We start from the raw sequence: 17,084 nt of genomic DNA on the forward strand, positions 1-17,084 counted from the left end.
TGTGTTTCGTCAAACGAGGAAGGAGGTGACTGGGGGGCGTAGCGGCAGCGACGAGCGCTTGCCCAAGCCGGCGGCTCGGCCGCCGATTTCGGTGGCAAAGCCACCGGCTTGGTGGATACGCACATTAGAGCGAATCGAGAATCGCCCCTAGCATATCTTGAACGCTGTCACCCAAACCAGCGGCGGCTCGGATTTCTGATCCATACACCGATAAAGTCGGCGACTTCGCCAGATTTAGGATTCATTTCCCGCGGTGATGCGAAATAATGCCTCGTCCCGCGTCGCTTGCGCAATGTTCCCCCCAAGCCAGCATCCTGCTCCCGCAGACGAGGCCACCATGAGCGATTCACCTCTCGGACAAGTCCTGGGCAAGATTCCCAGCGGGTTGTTCATTCTGACCGCCAAGCACGACGGCCAGGAAACCGGCATGTTGGCCAGTTGGGTCGTCCAAGCGGGCTTCGAGCCACCGATGGTCTCGATCGCCATTCGCCAGGATCGCTACCTGGCCGGCTGGCTGCAGGACGGCTGTCCCATCGTGCTGAACATTGTCGGCGCTGAACAAAAGAAGCTGCTCGGCCACTTTGGTCGCGGCTTCGACATCGGCCAGCCGGCGTTCACCGACTTGGCCATCGAGCGCTGCTCGCGCGGGGTGCCAATCCTGACCGACTCGGTGGGGCATCTCGAATGCACGCCGCGCGAACATCTCGACTCGGGGGATCATCGCATCTTCTTGGCCGAGGTGATTGGCGGCCGCCCCGGCCCTCAGAAAGAGCCGTACGTCCACATTCGCAGCAACGGCTTCCGCTACTAAACCGCAATCAGGGCGCACGCCATGCCTCGACTCTCGGGCGCGCAAGCGATGATCGAAATGCTGGTCCAAGCCGGCATCGGTCATCTGTTCGGCAACCCTGGCACCACGGAACTGCCGCTGGCCGACGCGCTGGCCAATGACTCGCGCATCAAGTTCATTCTCGGCCTGCACGAGATTCCGGTCATGAGCGCCGCCGACGGCTTTGCTATGGCCTCGGGCCAGGTCGCGGTGGTCAACCTGCACGCCAGTTGCGGACTGGGAAACGCGATGGGCATGCTCTACAACGCCCACCGTGAAGGGACGCCGCTCGTGGTCACCGCCGGCCAGGCCGACCGCCGGCTGATGTTCGAGGAGCCGATCCTCTGGTCCGATCTGGCCCGCGTGGCCCAGCCCTGGACCAAATGGTCGGCCGAGGTGTCGCGCGTCGAGGACTTGCCCGTGGCGCTGCGCCGCGCCATGCAAATCGCGCTCGCGCCGCCGACCGGCCCGGTATTTCTCTCGATTCCGATGGACGTGCAGAGCGAGGTTGCCGAACTCGACCTCGCGCCGCTGGCGGCGCTCGACACGCGCACGCGCCCCGCGACCGAGGCCGTGGCCCGCGCCGCACAAGTCCTGGCCCAGGCCAAACGCCCCGGCATTCTCGCCGGCAGCCGGCTGGTCGAACGCCACGCGGTGTCGCAACTGGTCAAGCTGGCCGAGCTGCTCGGCGCGCCGGTGATGACCGAGTCGGGCACCTCGCACGGCCGGTTGGCCTTTCCGTCGGATCATCCCCTGTATGGGCAAGCGATCCCGCTCTGGTCCCCCGAGGTGCGGGACCGCTTGCGCGAGTTCGATGTGCTGTTCGTCGCTGGCATGGACCTGCTCAGACAGTACGTCTATTTCGAGCCTTCGCGGGCGATCCCCGAACATGTCCGGCTGGTCCACCTGGACGAGAACCCCTGGCAGATCGGCAAGAACTACCCGGCCGAAGTCGGGCTGGTCGGCGATCTGCAAGCCGGCATCGCCGAGTTGAACGCGCAGCTCGCCACGACCCAGACCGAGTCACAACGCGCCGACGCGCGACGCCGCGGCGGCGAATATGCCGCCACCCACCGAGCCCAGCGCGAACAGCTCGAAACTGAAATCGCGGCGCTCGTGATCCAGCGGCCAATCGCCCCCAAGGTCTTGATGGCCTCGCTGGCGCGTGTCTTGCCGCGCAATGTCGCGGTGGTCGAAGAAGCGGTGACCACGACGAATATGATGTTCGAGCGCCTGGGCGCGCTGGGCCTGGAGTCGGCCTACTTCGGGCATCGCGGCTGGGCGCTCGGCTGGGGGCTGGGCTGCGCGATCGGCGTGCAACTGGCCTGGCCCCAGCGGCCGGTGCTGGGGATCATCGGCGAAGGCTCAACGATGTTCGGCGTGCAGGCCCTTTGGACCGCGGCCCGTTACAACGTGCCGGTCACCTATGTCGTCTGCAACAACGCGCAATATCGGATTCTGAAAGTCGGCTCGTGGCAGATGCAACTTCCCGCCGCGGCCGAGCAGCGGTTTGTCGGCATGGACCTGGTCGAGCCCGAGGTCGACATCGTTGCCATCGCCCGGGCAATGGGCGTCGAGGCCGAGCGCATCGAGCATCCCGATCAGTTGGCCGCGCGCGTGCGCGAATCACTCGCCGCCCACGACCGCCCTCGCTTGTTCGACGTGCCGATCGATCGCAACACACCAGAACGGATGGACTACGGCCAAGTGTCGTGAACCGCTTACGGAGGTTATCGATTTCGCGCACGTGTGAAACGTGGAAGCACGCGCGACAATCGCCCCTCCTTCGCAGGGATGGGCAGGGGGGAGGGTAAAGACGCCGCCCTACGTGAGAGAGTCTTGGTCCTTGGTCGCCCGTCCATCCTTGCCGTCATCCCCGCGCAGGCGGGAATGACGGCAAGGATGGACCGTATGCAAGGGATTCGGTCCCGAATGGCATCCTGAGAGCGCGGCTCGCATTGCTTTGCATCTTGGGTGGTAGGGGGGCATTAAGCATTTCCCCCGCCCGACGCGCCACTTTACAATAGCCGTTCGTCCTGCGCCAATCACACACCCCACGAAGTTGCACCCATGACCACGCCCGCTCCCGCGGCCGACCGTTCGGTTCGCCGCAAATTGTCGGTGATGATGTTCCTCGAGTTTTTCATCTGGGGCGCTTGGCTGCCGCTGATCTTTGGTTACCTGCCAAGCCTGGGCTTCACGGCCTTGCAACAGGCCTGGATTCTCAACGCCTTTGCCCTGGCGTCGTTCGTCGGCATGTTCTTCAGCAACCAGTTCGCCGACCGCAACTTCTCGGCCGAAAAGTTTCTGGCCGTCAGCCATCTGATCGGCGGCGTCGCCATTCTGGGCATCGGCTGGACTCAGTCGTTCTGGCCGTTCTTCGTGCTGATGCTGATTCATTGCTTGTTCTACGTGCCGACGATTTCAATCACCAACTCGATCGCTTTCGCCAGCTTGAAAGACGCGACTCACGACTTTGGTCGCGTGCGATTGTGGGGGACCATCGGTTGGATCGCGGCCAGTTGGCCGTTCGTGTTCATCCTGGTCGATTGGGCCAAGGTGCCCGCCTTGTCCGAAGTCGGCTTTACCGGTTGGCTGGGCTCGGCCTTGGCGACCAGCAAGTCGGGGGCCGAGTTTCAGCGCGAGGTCGCCTGGACGTTCATCACCGCGGGCATCGCTTCGCTAGTGCTGGCGGGGTTCAGCATGACGTTGCCTCACACGCCGCCCAAGCCGGCCCAGAAGGGGGCCGAGACGTTCGCCTGGCTCGAATCGATGAAGCTGCTGCGGCTGCCGTTCGTGCTGGTGCTATTCATCGTCACGTTCGTCGACGCGGCGGTGCATCAGAGTTACTTCATTTTCACCAACGACTACCTGCAAAGCATCGGCGTGCCGGGCAACTGGGTGATGCCGATCATGAGCTTGGGGCAGATTGCCGAAATCGGCACGATGGCCGTGCTGGGTATGGTGCTCAAAAACCTGGGTTGGCGGTGGACGATGGTGATTGGCATTCTCGGTCACACCGTGCGGTTCGGCGTGTTTGCGTTGGTCCCCAATCCGTGGGCGGCCGGCGCGGTGATTTTGCTGCATGGCGTTTGTTACGCATTCTTCTTCGCCACGGTCTACATCTTTGTCGACGAGTTCTTCCCCAAGGACGCCCGGACGAGCGCTCAGGGGTTGTTCAATTTCCTAATCCTGGGGTTGGGGCCGTTCGTGGCAAACTTTGTCTGGCCGTTGTTGGGGGACCACTTCAAGACCGACAAAGGTTACGACTTCAGCAAGGTCTTTCTCTGGCCGTCGGGTATTGCCCTGGCGGCGGCGATTGTGCTGTTTCTGCTGTTTCATCCGCCGCGGCAAGCCGAGCAGGCTGGGTCATCGGGTCACGCCGCCACGCCACACTAGAATCGTCGGCGTTTTCCGCCAGTTTGTCGCCCCTCAACTTACGCCTTGCGGCCGGTTACAATCATCGGCTTCGGCGGCCATGTGTGGCGCGAAACCATGCGCCGCCCCCTCACCCCCAACCCCTCTCCCGCGGAGGGGCGAGGGGAGAAACCAAGGCCACGCCGCGCGCCATTGGCTGCGCGCGTTTGCCACGGACAACGGACCGCTGACAACTGACAACCTGCCGCCACCAACGGACAACTGACTACGGACCACTGATCAACCCATGAGCACGCCCAAGAAGATTCGCAAGCTGCTGGCCGCCAACCGCAGCGAGATCGCCATCCGCGTTTTCCGTTCGGCCCACGAAGCCGGCATTCGCACCGTGGCCATTTACTCGCACGAAGATCGCTACGCCCTGCACCGGTTCAAGGCCGACGAGGCGTACCAGGTGGGCAAGCCCGGCGAGCCGATTCGCGCCTACCTCGACATTCCGGGCATCATCGAGATTGCTACCCAACACGAGGTCGACGCCATCCATCCCGGCTATGGTTTTCTGTCCGAGAATCCCGACCTGGCCCGGGCGTGCGAAGCGGCGGGCATCATCTTCTGCGGGCCGCCGCCGCGCGTGCTGGAGCAACTGGGGGACAAGATCACCGCCCGCGGCATCGCCGTGCAGGCCGGCGTGCCGGTCTTGTCGGGCAGCGACAAGCCGTTGACCGATGCCAAGCAAGCCGCCGAATTGGCCGACAAGCTGGGCTACCCCGTGTTGTTGAAGGCCGCCAAGGGGGGCGGCGGACGCGGCATGCGCATGGTTCCCAAGGCCGAAGAACTGGCCGCCTCGCTCGAACAGGCGATGCGTGAATCGTTGTCGGCGTTCGGCAGCTCGGACGTGTTTCTCGAAAAGTTCATCATGCGCCCGCGGCACATCGAAGTGCAGCTGTTGGGCGACAAGCACGGCAACCTGGTCCACCTGTACGAGCGCGACTGCTCGTTGCAGCGGCGACACCAAAAAGTGGTCGAAATCGCCCCGGCGTGGAACCTGGACCCGACGCTGCGCGACGCGATTTGCGACGCGGCGATCAAGATCGGCAAGCAGGTCAACTATGAAAGCGCCGGCACGGTCGAGTTTCTGGTCGACGACGACACTGGCAAGTTTTATTTCATCGAGGTCAACCCTCGCATTCAGGTCGAACACACGGTCACCGAAGTCGTGACCGGCATCGATATTGTGCGGAGCCAGATGCTGATTGCCCAAGGAGCGCCGCTGGCAGATTCCGAGATCGGACTGCCGAACCAGGGGGCGATCACCACGCGCGGCTTTGCCGTGCAGTGCCGCGTGACGACTGAGGATCCCGAGAACAAGTTTCTGCCCGACTATGGCAAGATCGGGCATTACCGCTCGGCCGCCGGCATGGGCGTGCGGCTCGACGCCGGTACCGCGTTCTCGGGGGCCGTGGTGACGCCGTACTACGATTCATTGTTGGTTAAGGTGACCACCTCGGGGCGGCGGTTCAGCGACGCGGCCCACCGGATGGAGCGGGTGCTGCAAGAGTTCCGCATTCGCGGCGTGAAGACGAACATTCCGTTCTTGATCAATCTGGTGAATCACCCCCAGTTCCTGGCCGGGGGGTTCACGACCCGGTTCATGGACGAGACGCCCGAACTGTTTCATTTCACGCCGCGGAAAGATCGCGCGACCAAGTTGCTGCGCTACCTGGGCGATATCGCGGTCAACGGGCATTCGCTGATCAAGCAGAAGCCTGCTGGCGTGCGCCGCACGCCAGCCCCCGTGCCCGAGCTGGAACACAAGCCAATCCCGCCGGGCTCGCGGCAGAAGCTGCTGGAGTTGGGCCCCAAGAAGTTCTGCGACTGGGTGCTGGGCGAAAAGCGGCTGCTGTTGACCGATACCACGTTCCGCGACGCGCACCAGTCCTTGCTGGCGACGCGGATGCGGACGCACGACATGACGCGGATCGCCGAGGCGTACGCCAAGCTGACGCCCGAACTGTTCTCGATCGAAATGTGGGGCGGGGCGACGTTCGATACGACGATGCGATTCTTGAAAGAAGATCCCTGGCAGCGGCTAGCCGATCTGCGCGAGGGGATTCCGAACATCCTGTTCCAGATGTTGTTCCGGGCATCCAACGCGCTGGGCTACGCCAACTATCCCGACAACGTGATTCGCACGTTCGTCAAGGAAGCGGCCGGCGCGGGCATGGACCTGTTCCGGATTTTCGACTCGCTCAACTGGCTGCCTAACATGCGCGTGGCGATGGACGCCGTCAACGAGACCAAGGCGCTGTGCGAAGCCGCGATTTGCTACACCGGCGACGTGCTCGACCAGAAGAAGACGAAGTACAACCTGAAGTACTACGTCGACATGGCCAAAGAGCTGGAGCGGATGGGAGCGCACCTGCTGTGTATCAAGGACATGGCCGGACTGTGCAAGCCCTACGCGGCGGAACTGCTGGTCAAGACGTTGAAGCAAGAGATCGGCATTCCGATCCACTTCCACACCCACGACACCAGCGGCGTGCAGGCCAGCGCCATCCTCAAGGCGGCCGAGGTTAATTTGGACATTGCCGACGTGGCGATGGGGCCGCTGTCGGGGCTAACGTCGCAGCCGAACCTGGGCTCGGTGGTTCATGCGCTGCGGTTCACGCCGCGCGACACCGGGCTCGATCCCAATCACGTCCAGACGTTGGACGAGTATTGGGAAGCGGTTCGTGATTTCTATGTGCCGTTCGAGTCCAAGATGCGGGCCAGCACGGCCGACGTCTATCGCAACGAAATGCCCGGTGGCCAGTACACCAACTTGTACGAGCAAGCCCAGGCGGTCGGGCTCGAAGCCCGCTGGCACGAGATTTGTCGCGTGTATGCCGAGGTGAACGAGCTGCTCGGCGACATTGTCAAAGTCACGCCGTCGTCGAAGGCGGTCGGCGACCTGGCCTTGTTCCTGGTGGCGAACAACATCGCCACGGCCGACTTGCTGGACACCAAGCGAGAGCTGGCCTTCCCCGAGTCGGTCATCGATCTGGTCTCGGGACGCATGGGCCAGCCGCCGGGCGGTTTCCCGGCCAAGGTCATCGACCGCGTGCTGCGCGGGCAGAAGCCCTTGGAAGGACGTCCGGGCGACCACGAACCGCCGGCCGACTTTGACGCCACGCGAGCCAAGCTGGAAAAAACCCTGGGGCGTCAGCCGACGGGGCGCGAGTTGCTGTCGTACCTGATGTTCCCGCGCGTGTTCAACGAACTGACGCAGCACGAGGAACAATTTGGCGACACGAGCATCCTGCCGACGCCGCTGTTCTTTTATGGCCCCGTGGCGGGCGAGGAATTCGCCGCCGACATCGAACGTGGCAAGCGGCTGATCGTCAAGATGCTGAATGTGGGCGACGCCCAGCCCGACGGACATCGCACGGTGTCGTTCGAGCTGAACGGCCAGCCGCGCGACGTGACGATCCGCGATCGCTCGCTGGAAGTGGCCGACGGCGGCCGCCGCAAGGCCGAGCCGAACAATACATCCCAGGTTGGCGCGCCGATGCCGGGCATGGTCGTGACCGTGGCGATCCACAACGCCGACAACGTCAAGCAAGGGCAAAAGCTGCTGACGATGGAAGCGATGAAAATGGAAACCACGCTCTATGCCGAGCGCGACGGCAAGGTCGCCGAGGTGCTGGTCCAGTCGGGTACGCGCGTCGAGACCGGCGACTTGCTGGTGCGGTACGAGTAGCAACTCGCCGGCGAGCGATTACTTTCCCGCGGCGTTGGGCGCGAGGAACGCCTGGTAATAGCGCTCGATGGCCGCACCGAACTTGTTGGCGGCGTCGATGCGCTGTTCCTTGGTGCTACGGAAGTTCGCGCCGGTCTCGAATTGCACTGCGTCGATGCCGCCGGGCTGATCGCTGCCATAGGTTTGCACCGTGTAGCCACCGTTGAACTTCGGCGCTTTCAAGCTGCCGCTACCCAGCGCCGGCAGCGTCTTCACTTCGGAATCGGCCAGCCAGCCCAGCAAGCCGTTCTGTCCGGCTAGCGCTTCGCGTCCATGACGATTGACCAACAGCGTCATCGTCTTGCCCTCGACGGTGCCGACCAGCACGTTGTCGGGATAGCCGGCCTGGCCATGCACGTCGATCAGTAAACCGACGTGGTGTTTGTTCTGCACCGTCCGGCAAGTGTGGGCGATTGCTTCGTGATAGGCTCGGTAGACCGGCATGGCGTTCGGGGATTCGACCCCTTGTTCGGTCGGCCGATTGACGTCGATGTACTTGCGGGCGAATTTCGCGCCGACAAAGTACGGTTTGGCCTTGAGGCGACGTTCGAGATTGCGCGCTAGGTTGTGGGCCAGTTCAAAGGTGTTCGAGTCGGCTTGCGTGACGAACTGGTCGACGCCGCGGCCTTGCCGCTCGGGGACGCCGGGCACCTCGTCGCGGCCACCATGCGGGGCGGTGATCACGATTGGCAAGGTTCCCTCCTCGACAATCACCAGCGTGCCGACGATGTTGCGGGCATCAAGCGTCGCGGGCTCTTTGGCCCACGCCACCGTGGCCGGCGCGAACGAGACCAGGGCGAGCGTTACGAACAGCACGATAGCGCGGCCTAGGAACTTGGTACGACAAGGCATGGTCAAACTCGCAGGCCGTCGAAGGTGCATGGCGTGAACGACGCACTGGTCATGATAGGCCAGTTGGCCAGGAGCGACAAACTTTCTGTCGCGAGTCCCACACCTTTTGAAGGATGACGATGGCTCACCTAACCCGCTTGCGAGGCACGGCAGATGATTCGTAGAATGCGTCGTCCCCAACCCTGGCGGCTGCGGAGTCGATGGTTCGCGCGCGGCCGGCCTATTCGTTTCAACGACTCGACCGATATGCAGATTCAACCCGCAAAACTCTCGCTGACGCCTGACAAGCAATTGCGCATCGAATGGAGCGACGGGCAAGTCCGACTCTACCGCGTGGCTGAGCTGCGCGATCAATGCCCATGCGCGACGTGCCGCGAGAAGCGTTCCGCCCCGCCGGAGCCTGCGCCGTTGTTCCCGGTGCTGTCGACTGCCGAGGCGCGCCCGCTGACGCTGGCCGGCATGGAGCCGGTCGGCCACTACGCCTACAGCATCGCCTTCAGCGACGGCCACGACTCGGGCATCTATACGTTCGAGTTGCTGCGCGAACTGGGGCGAGCAGAGAACGCCTGACCGTTACTTATTCCCGCCGGGCAAGACGCCAGGGGGTAGGATGCCAGGAGGTAGACCAGGAATGCCGCCCGCGGCGCCGGGAGCGCCGGCCGGTTTCTCGTCGCCGGGCTTTTCTTTCTTCTTGACGATCGAATCGCGGGTGAGGTGAATCTTGCGATAGGTCTTGTCGCTGATCACGAAGTACCAGTCGGCAAACCGGGCGTTCAATTCCCCGACGCGTTTCTTGCCAGCGGCCACCTTGGCGTCGTACTCGTCCTTGAGGCGGGCGTTTTCCTTTTCGGTCTGCTCGCGCTGCAGTTCTTCTTCGGTCTTAGCCGGAGGCGGAGCGGCTGGCCCCACGGGAGCACCAGCGGCAGGAGCCGGAGCAGTGGCAGCGGGCGCGACAGGAGCGGGCACCGTAGCAGCAGGTGCGGCAGGCGCCTCGCTGGCCGGCTTAGCCGGGCCCGCGGGAGCCGCCGGCGTTTCAGGAGCCTTGGGAGCATCGGCGGGCTTGGCCGGTTCGGCCTGGGCCAGCACATCGCCAGCGAGCGTCCGCTCGGCATTCACCAATCGGAACGGGCTGGCTGCTGGTTCGTTCGACGAGCCAGCGCCCGGCGCGGGAGTATTGGCCGCAGGCGGTGTCGCGGGCGTAGGAGCAGCAGCCGGCGCTTCACCAGCAGGCTTGGCCGGGGCAGCCGGTGCTTCGCTCGCTGGCTTTGCCACAGGCGCTGGTGTTGCAGCCGCTGGCGTGGCCGGCGCACCCTCGGGCTTGGCCGGTCCCTCAACGGGCTTGGCAGATCCCTCAGCCGGCTTCGCCGCCGGCTCGGGGAGCTTCACATACTCGGGCTTGGGAATCAGATCCTGATTGAATTGGGTCATCACCATCAGGAACCGATTCGCCCCCTCGTCTTCGGCGTCGGCGGACTTTTCGCCTTCCTTGCCTGGCTCGGCCTTCTTCTCGGTCCCGTCTTTGCCAGCGATGGCGCCGAACCGCAGGATGTACTCGACACCGTCGGACATGCCGGCGCGGATTTCCCCTTCGTTCGAGTAGAGATGCGCTGCGCCGTTCATCTCGGCAAAGTAATAGCCGTGCGTGCCTAGCGAATTGCGCGCCTGGGGATTGCGGGCCAGTTCACTCGACCGTTGCAGGTTCAGGCTCAGCCCGGCGGGCTTGCGTTCGACGTTGACGATCTTCAATTCGTCGAGCGCATTGCGGGCGTCATTCAGCTTCTGGGCGTCGAGCTCTTCGTCGTCCGCCAAGGGGCGGGACTCGAACTTGTTGGCCTTGGACATCTGCTTGATGTCGATCACCGACCAACGGCCGTCGCTGTTGTTGTAAGCCAGCTCGATCAGGCTGCCGCGCAGCAGCGCGCCGCGAAGCTCGTCGACCGAGTGGTCGTCAATGGTGAACTGGCGGAAATCGAAGGCGTTCATCTTGAGCAGATCTTTTTCGATCCAATCACCAAAGCTGGTCGACAGCTTGGCCAAATCGATTTCGGTCAGATAAATGCGGTTCTCGCCGGGAATGCGCACGAAGTGCAACTTGGCGTTGTTCGGGTCGGCCTTGCCCACGACCAAGTTCAACAGTGAACCACCCGAACTGTCCCCCATCCGGACCAGCGTGCCGACACCCTGCGAAGCCGAGGTCAGATCCTTGGTCGTCGGATCGACGACGCCAAACTCGGCTTCGTCCCCCAAGTTGCTGCTGACCAGCTTCAGCTTCTTCAGGTCCAGCAGCGCGCCGGCCGCCTCGCCCAACTGCTTCTCGGCGTCGGCCGGGTAGTTCGAGTGAGAAGGAATCGACCAGACGCCGTTCACCTGCTCGATCTTGAATTGCTTCCGGTCCTCGGGCGTCTTTTCGTCGAATTGAATGACTTCCAGCGAGCGGGCCTTGAGCGGATCCTTGAACTCAGGAAAGAGCAGGCCGCCAGCTTCGCCGGTCGCTTTGACCTCGGTAAAGGGCGTGGGACGCGTGGCGACCGCCACCGAGACCAGGCCGACGGCGACCACGAGGAAAACGAATGTTTTTTGCGTTTCGTTCATAATGACTTCATCGCTCCTTGTGGCGACGATCGATTAGCGATGGACAGTTGAATGATTTGTTGAACGCTAGACGGAACCAGGTTGCTTAACGCAGCCGCTGCCGCGACACTCCTTCGCGCTCGCGAGCCCGCCGGTTGACGAACACCGCCAGCCCAGCCAGCAACGGGAACAACGGCGGCAACAGCACGGCCAGTATCTTGTAGCGGCGCTGCACGCCGCGGACTTCGGCGTCGTACTCGCGTTCGGCTTCGGCTTTCTTCTTGTCGTAGGTGGCCTTCATCTTGGCGACTTGTGCGTCGAGTTGCTGCTGTCCTTGGCGCTGGACGATTTGAATCTCCTGCAGCAACTGCATCATCTTGCTGGGGTCGTTGTCCTTGCGATCGTTCAGCTTGGCGATCTTGTCTTCAAAGGCCTTGCGCGCGTCGGCGATCGCCTTTTCGTAATCGGTATACAGGCTCTCGGTGGCGCTTTCCTTCTTCTTGCGGCTCGACTCGGTCAACTGGTCCAGCCGGGTCAGCGTGCGATGCTCGGGGCGGCGCTTGCGAATGGCGACCACCGCCTCGTCGCCAGCCAGCGAGTCGATCGTGTTCAGCACGAAGGTGATATTATCAAGTTGGAAGTCCAACTCGGGGCGCGACGAATTGTTGGCCTGGGATCGCAGCGCGAAGAAATCGGGGCCAAACATGTCCAGGTCGGTCACCACCACTACGTTGATGGGCTCGGCCTTCTCTTGCGGCGGCGGGGCCGGTTGACCCTCGACCGCCGGCACGGCGGGCTCGACGACCGGCGTGCCAGTGATGTGCATCGCCAGCGTGTAATGCTGCTTGGTCGGGCGGCGCCGCGGCACGGGGTTGGCCTGCGACATCTGCATCAATTCGGTGAAATTGGTGTAGCCCGTCGCCTCGCCCGTCACGATCAACGGGTCGTGCTTCAACGGCCCCACGACGTTGGCCGAGAGCCAACCTGGGTACATCATCACCGTTTCCTGCAGGCCGCCGGTGATGGCGTCGTTGGGATTGAAGACCTCATTATGGCTGCACCCCTGATCGACAAAGACGATCTCTGGCGGCAGCACCCCCTTCAAACGCGGATGAGGGCAATACGCTTGCCAGACAATCTGGTCGGCCGGCATGTCGATCAACAACATCGACCAGAGCTTGCCGATGTCCCCCTTGGGTTGGGGCTGCTGCTGGAACATCGCCATTTGCCCTTGCGGGCGCTTGGGCTGGCTGGTGGGAGTGACGTTCATCGACGTTGGCATGGGGTCTTCGAAGACCGCGGTCGGCACGCCACGACGAATGGCGGCAATGAACAGATCGAGATGCTGTGGCGACAGGGTTGACGGCTGGACGGCAATCAGCGCGTCGAACTTCTTGTCCTTGTTGGTCAAGTCCTCGGGGCTGACCTGCTCGAGATCGTACTGCTTCTGCAACTCTTCGATCAGCGGTGACGCCGGCGTCGGCTGGAACGTCGACTGGTCAAAACCAGCGAAAAGCTGCGCATCGGTTCGCAGCACGGCGATCTTGCGACGCGCGGCGCGGCTGACGGTCAGCACCGAGCGGGCCAGTTCGTATTCGAGCGGCGTGCCCGTGTCGACGAATGGCACCACCACCGGCTTGCTGGCCCCCGACATAAACGCCACGCCCAGGAACAATTCCCCTTCCTGGTAAGCGCCGCTTTCGCGGATCGAGACCTTGCGGGAGCGGATGCCGTAGAGCTTTTCGGCGCGGGTCGCTTCGTCGCTGTTCAGTTCGGTCGGGCGAATCTCGACCTTGACGTGACCGCGACCCGAGGCTTCAAACTCGCGCAGCGCGGTCAGCAGATTGAGCCGCGTCTGGACATAGGCGCTGGGGACTTCGGGGCTGATAAAGGCCTCGATCAGCACCGGCCGCTTGGGGTCGATCGAGGCCAGCAGTGCGCGCGTCTGGGGAGACAAACTGCTCACCTGGCCAATGCTGATATCCTTGCGCAGACCCGAGCGTTCGGCGAAGGTGACCAGGCCAACGGCGATCAGCATCAGGCAGATGGCCCGCACGGCGTAATGCAGCGCCAGCGAGCCACCCCGGCCGCCGGTCCAATGACGCCGGCTGATCATCACCATGCTCAGGTAGAGCATGACGACGATGATCGAGCAGAAGTAAACCACGCTGGCCAGGCTGATTACGCCGCGGCCAAAGTCCATGAACTGGCCGGCCACGCTCCAATGCGAAAGTGACGACGCACAGTCGCCAATCGCCATGGTGTCGGCCCCTTTGCGGAAGATGCCGACAAACTCGCCGATCAGCGTGGTGCCAACTTCGGACCATTGCAGCGCCACCAGCGGCGCATTCATCAACATACCCAGCAAAAAGCCAACCGTCAGGTTTCCCGTCAGGAACGAAGCGACCATGCCCACGGCCAGCATGGCCAGACCAACCAGCAAGTGGCCGAAGTAGGTGGCGACAAACAGTCCCCAATCTGGATCGCCCAGGTAGGCCAGCACGATGAAATTGCAGATCATCGAGAAGAAGAGTGACACGCTGTAAATCGACACGGCCGCCAGATACTTGCCCACCACCACGTCCAAGTCCGTGGCCGGAATGGTCAGCAGCAACTCGTCGGTCCCTTGCCGGCGCTCGTCGGCCCAGATGCTCATCGTGATGGCCGGAATGAAGACCAGCAGAATCAGCGGCAGGTACTTGTTCAACTGATCCAGGTTGGCCAGGTTCGCCACGAAGAACTCGTCGGGCCAAAAGGCGGCCAGCGAGCTCAAGATGACGAATAAGCAGATAAACACATAGCCCGTCGGGCTATTGAAGTAGGCGATGAAGTTGCGCCGAAAGACCGCCAGGACAACGTGGACATTCATAGTGCGGTTCGTTGGTTGATTGCGTTTGCGATTGAGTAGGATGCGGCGATTGGCTTGCGAAGGATGTACCGACTAGGCGGCGTCGGTGCTCAACTCGTGGAACCGATCGTCCAGCGAGCGACCGTCGCGGGTCAGCTCGTCGGGCGAACCGTCGAACTTGAGTCGGCCTTCGCTGATGAACAGCACTCGGCTGCACATCGCCTGGACTTCTTGCAAAATGTGTGTCGACAGCAGAATCGTTTTGTTCTGCCCCAAGCGGCGAATCGTCTCGCGCACCCCGCGAATCTGGTTCGGATCGAGCCCGGCCGTCGGCTCGTCCAGGATCAACACGTCGGGCTCGTGCAACAGCGCCTGGGCCATGCCCACACGCTGGCGATACCCCTTCGAGAGCTTGCTGATCGGCTTGCCGATGACCGCTCCCAGGTCGCATTGCTCGATCACGGCCTCGAGCCGGTTCAGCCGGTAACCGCCGCTCAGCCCACGCGCGTCGGCAAAGAAGTTCAACAGGCTGCGCGGCGTCATGTCGGGGTACAGCGGGCCGTTCTCGGGCAGATAGCCCAGCCGCTTCGAGCCGGCCAGCCGGTCGGTGGCCATGTCGTGGCCAGCGATCCGCGCCGCGCCCGACGAGGGGGCCAGGTAGCCGGTCAGCAACTTCATCGTGGTGCTTTTGCCGGCGCCGTTGGGGCCCAGAAAGGCGACGACCTGTCCTTGCTTGATCTCGAAGCTGATATTTTCCACGGCCGTGAAGTCGCCGTAGTACTTACACAAGCCCTTGGCTTCGATCATCGTCTGCGAAGTGTTCTCGCTCATCGACATCTCCTCGCGATCTCACGATCAATCTGGTCAACGGCCGTCTGCCAGCGCGGCGTGGCAATCCGGTCAAACCCGGCACCACGCAAACAGCCTGCGACCATTCTGTACGTTTTGGTGACGCCTGTAGGGAAAAAGCCGAGGCCCCCGCGGGCTCGACGAGCGGTTCCCGATTGCAGCCACGAATACTGTGCGAGCCATCCAATCGCCAAGGATTGAAACCGGGCCATCGAACAGCACGGGCGTACGTTCGGTCGAGTTGAGGACGCTCCCCTGCGATCGCCCCAACCACTCGTTTCATTCGGTTCGCCAGCAAGCCGAGCAGCGCGTGGCACGACGCGCCGCAGACACGGTCCCGAAACCTGCACGACGCCTGTGGGCGTCGCGGCTCGCCGTGCGCGACCTGAAGACCTGGCTCACTCAAAGCCCCGCGGCACACGTCCGGCCGATGGCGTCGATCGTCCGAATTGGCGTTGCCGGAAGGCTTTGAGACCTAAACGATAGTTTCCCCAGCAAGGGTTGTCCAGTCACTACGCGACACGACGTCGGTTGGTTCGCCGGTTGCGAACAAAACTCGCGAAATACCATATAGCGACTGACCGCTCACACGGACGAAGCTGAGTCGCCGTGGTTTAGGGGCCGCGAATGTCTTTGGCGTTCAGCAACCGTGGCTGAGCGCTCCAAAAAGAACAAGGAACTGCTCCGGCGCTGGGCCAAAGCAGTTCCTTGTTTTTGAATCTGATCAGTCGAGGCCGACGAGCCAAGAGAACCAGGCTTAATCTCGCACCACCAAGAGCGCGTAATTACTCCTTCTCGTTCTCTCCTTTATCTTCGTCTTCCTCCCAGTCATCGTCCTCCTCGTCGTCGTCATCGTCCCAGTCTTCTTCGTCGTCCTCTTCGTCCTCGTCGTCTTCTTCCTCGTCCCATTCTTCATCGTCTTCGTCGACTTCTTCCCAGTCTTCATCATCGAAGTCGTCGTCGACGTCTTCATCGTCCTCGTCTTCATCTTCCTCTTCGTCGTCGTCCCATTCCTCGTCGTCGTCTTCGTCGTCATCGCCTGACGACTCATCCTCGCCATCATCGTCTTCGGCGACCATTGCGTAGTCTGGGCGCAGGCGCAGTTTTTCTTCAGCGTCCTCTGGAACTTCGTGTTCCGCAGCCAATGCCACTCTCACTGGTGACTCCTCATTGAATTCGTGGGACTGGTTAGTTTGATGATCCCGAGTTGTCTCGGGCGATACATTCGTTGTTTGATTCGCCGCGTCAGCGGTCGCCGCACTGGCTTCCACCGCGACACCGACTCCCATAACGTCGGCCAAAGCGGGCAGTTCTGTCAAGTCGCGTAGCCCAAAGCTTTGCAAAAATCGCCGCGTTGTGCCATATAAAAATGGTCGCCCTAGCTCTTCGCTGCGACCGGCAATCTTGACCAGGTCGCGCTCAATCAATTGCCGTAGCATTTCACCGCACTGGACGCCGCGAATTGCTTCGATCTGACCGCGCGAGGCCGGCTGACGATAGGCGATCACCGCCAGGGTTTCCAACGCCGGTGCCGACAACCGCAGTCCCGCCGCCCCTTGCCGCAATCGCCGGAGCCACGACGCATATTTGCGTCGCGTCATCAACCGATGACCGCCGGCAATTTCTTCGACGCGGAAAGCGGTCCCCGCTTCGTCGTAAAACTTATTCAGTTGGCGGACTAATGTACGCGCTTCGGTAGCATCCGCCAAGCTGGCAAATTGACATATTTTACGCAAATGCAGCGGTTCCACGGCGGCAATCAGCACCGCTTCCAGGCGCGCCATGCGCGACGTGCGCGCCCTTGGCCCGTGGGCCGCCGCTCGCGCACCCGTCGAGGATCGGGTCAGACATAACGAGCGGCTTGGCACGCTGCGATTTTGCGGCGAGTGCGACGTTGCGCTGGCCGTCGACATGGCGGCCAGCAAACCACCGGCGGGCGCAGTGCGCAATCGATTGGCAAGCAACGGTCGCACGGCATTCCA

At 62.6% G+C, this 17,084-nt stretch carries 10 protein-coding genes; 5 read left to right on the plus strand and 5 right to left on the minus strand.

What is annotated here, in order from left to right; all coding sequences use genetic code 11:
* Nucleotides 1-337: 337 nt before the first annotated feature.
* The 4 genes from JSS27_13070 to JSS27_13085 all read left to right on the plus strand — a co-directional run bounded on the left by JSS27_13070 (nucleotide 338) and on the right by JSS27_13085 (nucleotide 7,943).
* The gene (locus tag JSS27_13070; protein MBS0209873.1) at nucleotides 338-811 is read left to right on the plus strand and encodes a flavin reductase; all 474 of its coding nucleotides are present in this window, start codon (nucleotides 338-340) and stop codon (nucleotides 809-811) included.
* Between the two features lie 21 nt (nucleotides 812-832).
* Complete coding sequence (locus JSS27_13075; GenBank protein ID MBS0209874.1) at nucleotides 833-2,545, plus strand: thiamine pyrophosphate-binding protein; 1,713 nt, start codon at nucleotides 833-835, stop codon at nucleotides 2,543-2,545.
* Between the two features lie 354 nt (nucleotides 2,546-2,899).
* The gene (locus JSS27_13080; GenBank protein ID MBS0209875.1) at nucleotides 2,900-4,228 is read left to right on the plus strand and encodes an MFS transporter; all 1,329 of its coding nucleotides are present in this window, start codon (nucleotides 2,900-2,902) and stop codon (nucleotides 4,226-4,228) included.
* A 265-nt stretch (nucleotides 4,229-4,493) separates the two neighbouring features.
* Nucleotides 4,494-7,943 carry a pyruvate carboxylase gene (locus JSS27_13085; GenBank protein ID MBS0209876.1) on the plus strand — a complete coding sequence of 1,150 codons (3,450 nt, stop codon included), beginning with the start codon at nucleotides 4,494-4,496 and terminating at the stop codon, nucleotides 7,941-7,943.
* An 18-nt stretch (nucleotides 7,944-7,961) separates the two neighbouring features.
* Here JSS27_13085 and JSS27_13090 read toward each other — a convergent pair whose 3' ends face one another.
* Nucleotides 7,962-8,834 (minus strand): N-formylglutamate amidohydrolase, encoded by an 873-nt coding sequence (locus JSS27_13090; protein MBS0209877.1) that lies wholly within the window; start codon nucleotides 8,832-8,834, stop codon nucleotides 7,962-7,964.
* A 246-nt stretch (nucleotides 8,835-9,080) separates the two neighbouring features.
* Between JSS27_13090 and JSS27_13095 the strand changes: the two genes are divergently transcribed.
* Nucleotides 9,081-9,404, plus strand: coding sequence for a DUF971 domain-containing protein (locus JSS27_13095; GenBank protein MBS0209878.1), 324 nt, complete (start codon nucleotides 9,081-9,083; stop codon nucleotides 9,402-9,404).
* A 3-nt stretch (nucleotides 9,405-9,407) separates the two neighbouring features.
* On the opposite strand, the gene JSS27_13100 is transcribed toward JSS27_13095, so the two are convergent.
* From JSS27_13100 to scpB, 4 genes are all read right to left on the minus strand, one after another.
* Complete coding sequence (locus JSS27_13100; protein ID MBS0209879.1) at nucleotides 9,408-11,426, minus strand: DUF4340 domain-containing protein; 2,019 nt, start codon at nucleotides 11,424-11,426, stop codon at nucleotides 9,408-9,410.
* Nucleotides 11,427-11,511: 85 nt separating this feature from the next.
* Nucleotides 11,512-14,274 (minus strand): Gldg family protein, encoded by a 2,763-nt coding sequence (locus tag JSS27_13105; GenBank protein ID MBS0209880.1) that lies wholly within the window; start codon nucleotides 14,272-14,274, stop codon nucleotides 11,512-11,514.
* Nucleotides 14,275-14,346: 72 nt separating this feature from the next.
* Nucleotides 14,347-15,060 (minus strand): ATP-binding cassette domain-containing protein, encoded by a 714-nt coding sequence (locus JSS27_13110; GenBank protein ID MBS0209881.1) that lies wholly within the window; start codon nucleotides 15,058-15,060, stop codon nucleotides 14,347-14,349.
* An 827-nt stretch (nucleotides 15,061-15,887) separates the two neighbouring features.
* Nucleotides 15,888-16,886 (minus strand): SMC-Scp complex subunit ScpB, encoded by a 999-nt coding sequence (gene scpB / locus JSS27_13115; GenBank protein ID MBS0209882.1) that lies wholly within the window; start codon nucleotides 16,884-16,886, stop codon nucleotides 15,888-15,890.
* Nucleotides 16,887-17,084 lie beyond the last annotated feature (198 nt).

Source organism: Planctomycetota bacterium, assembly GCA_018242585.1.
In the GTDB taxonomy this organism is placed as follows: domain Bacteria; phylum Planctomycetota; class Planctomycetia; order Pirellulales; family PNKZ01; genus JAFEBQ01.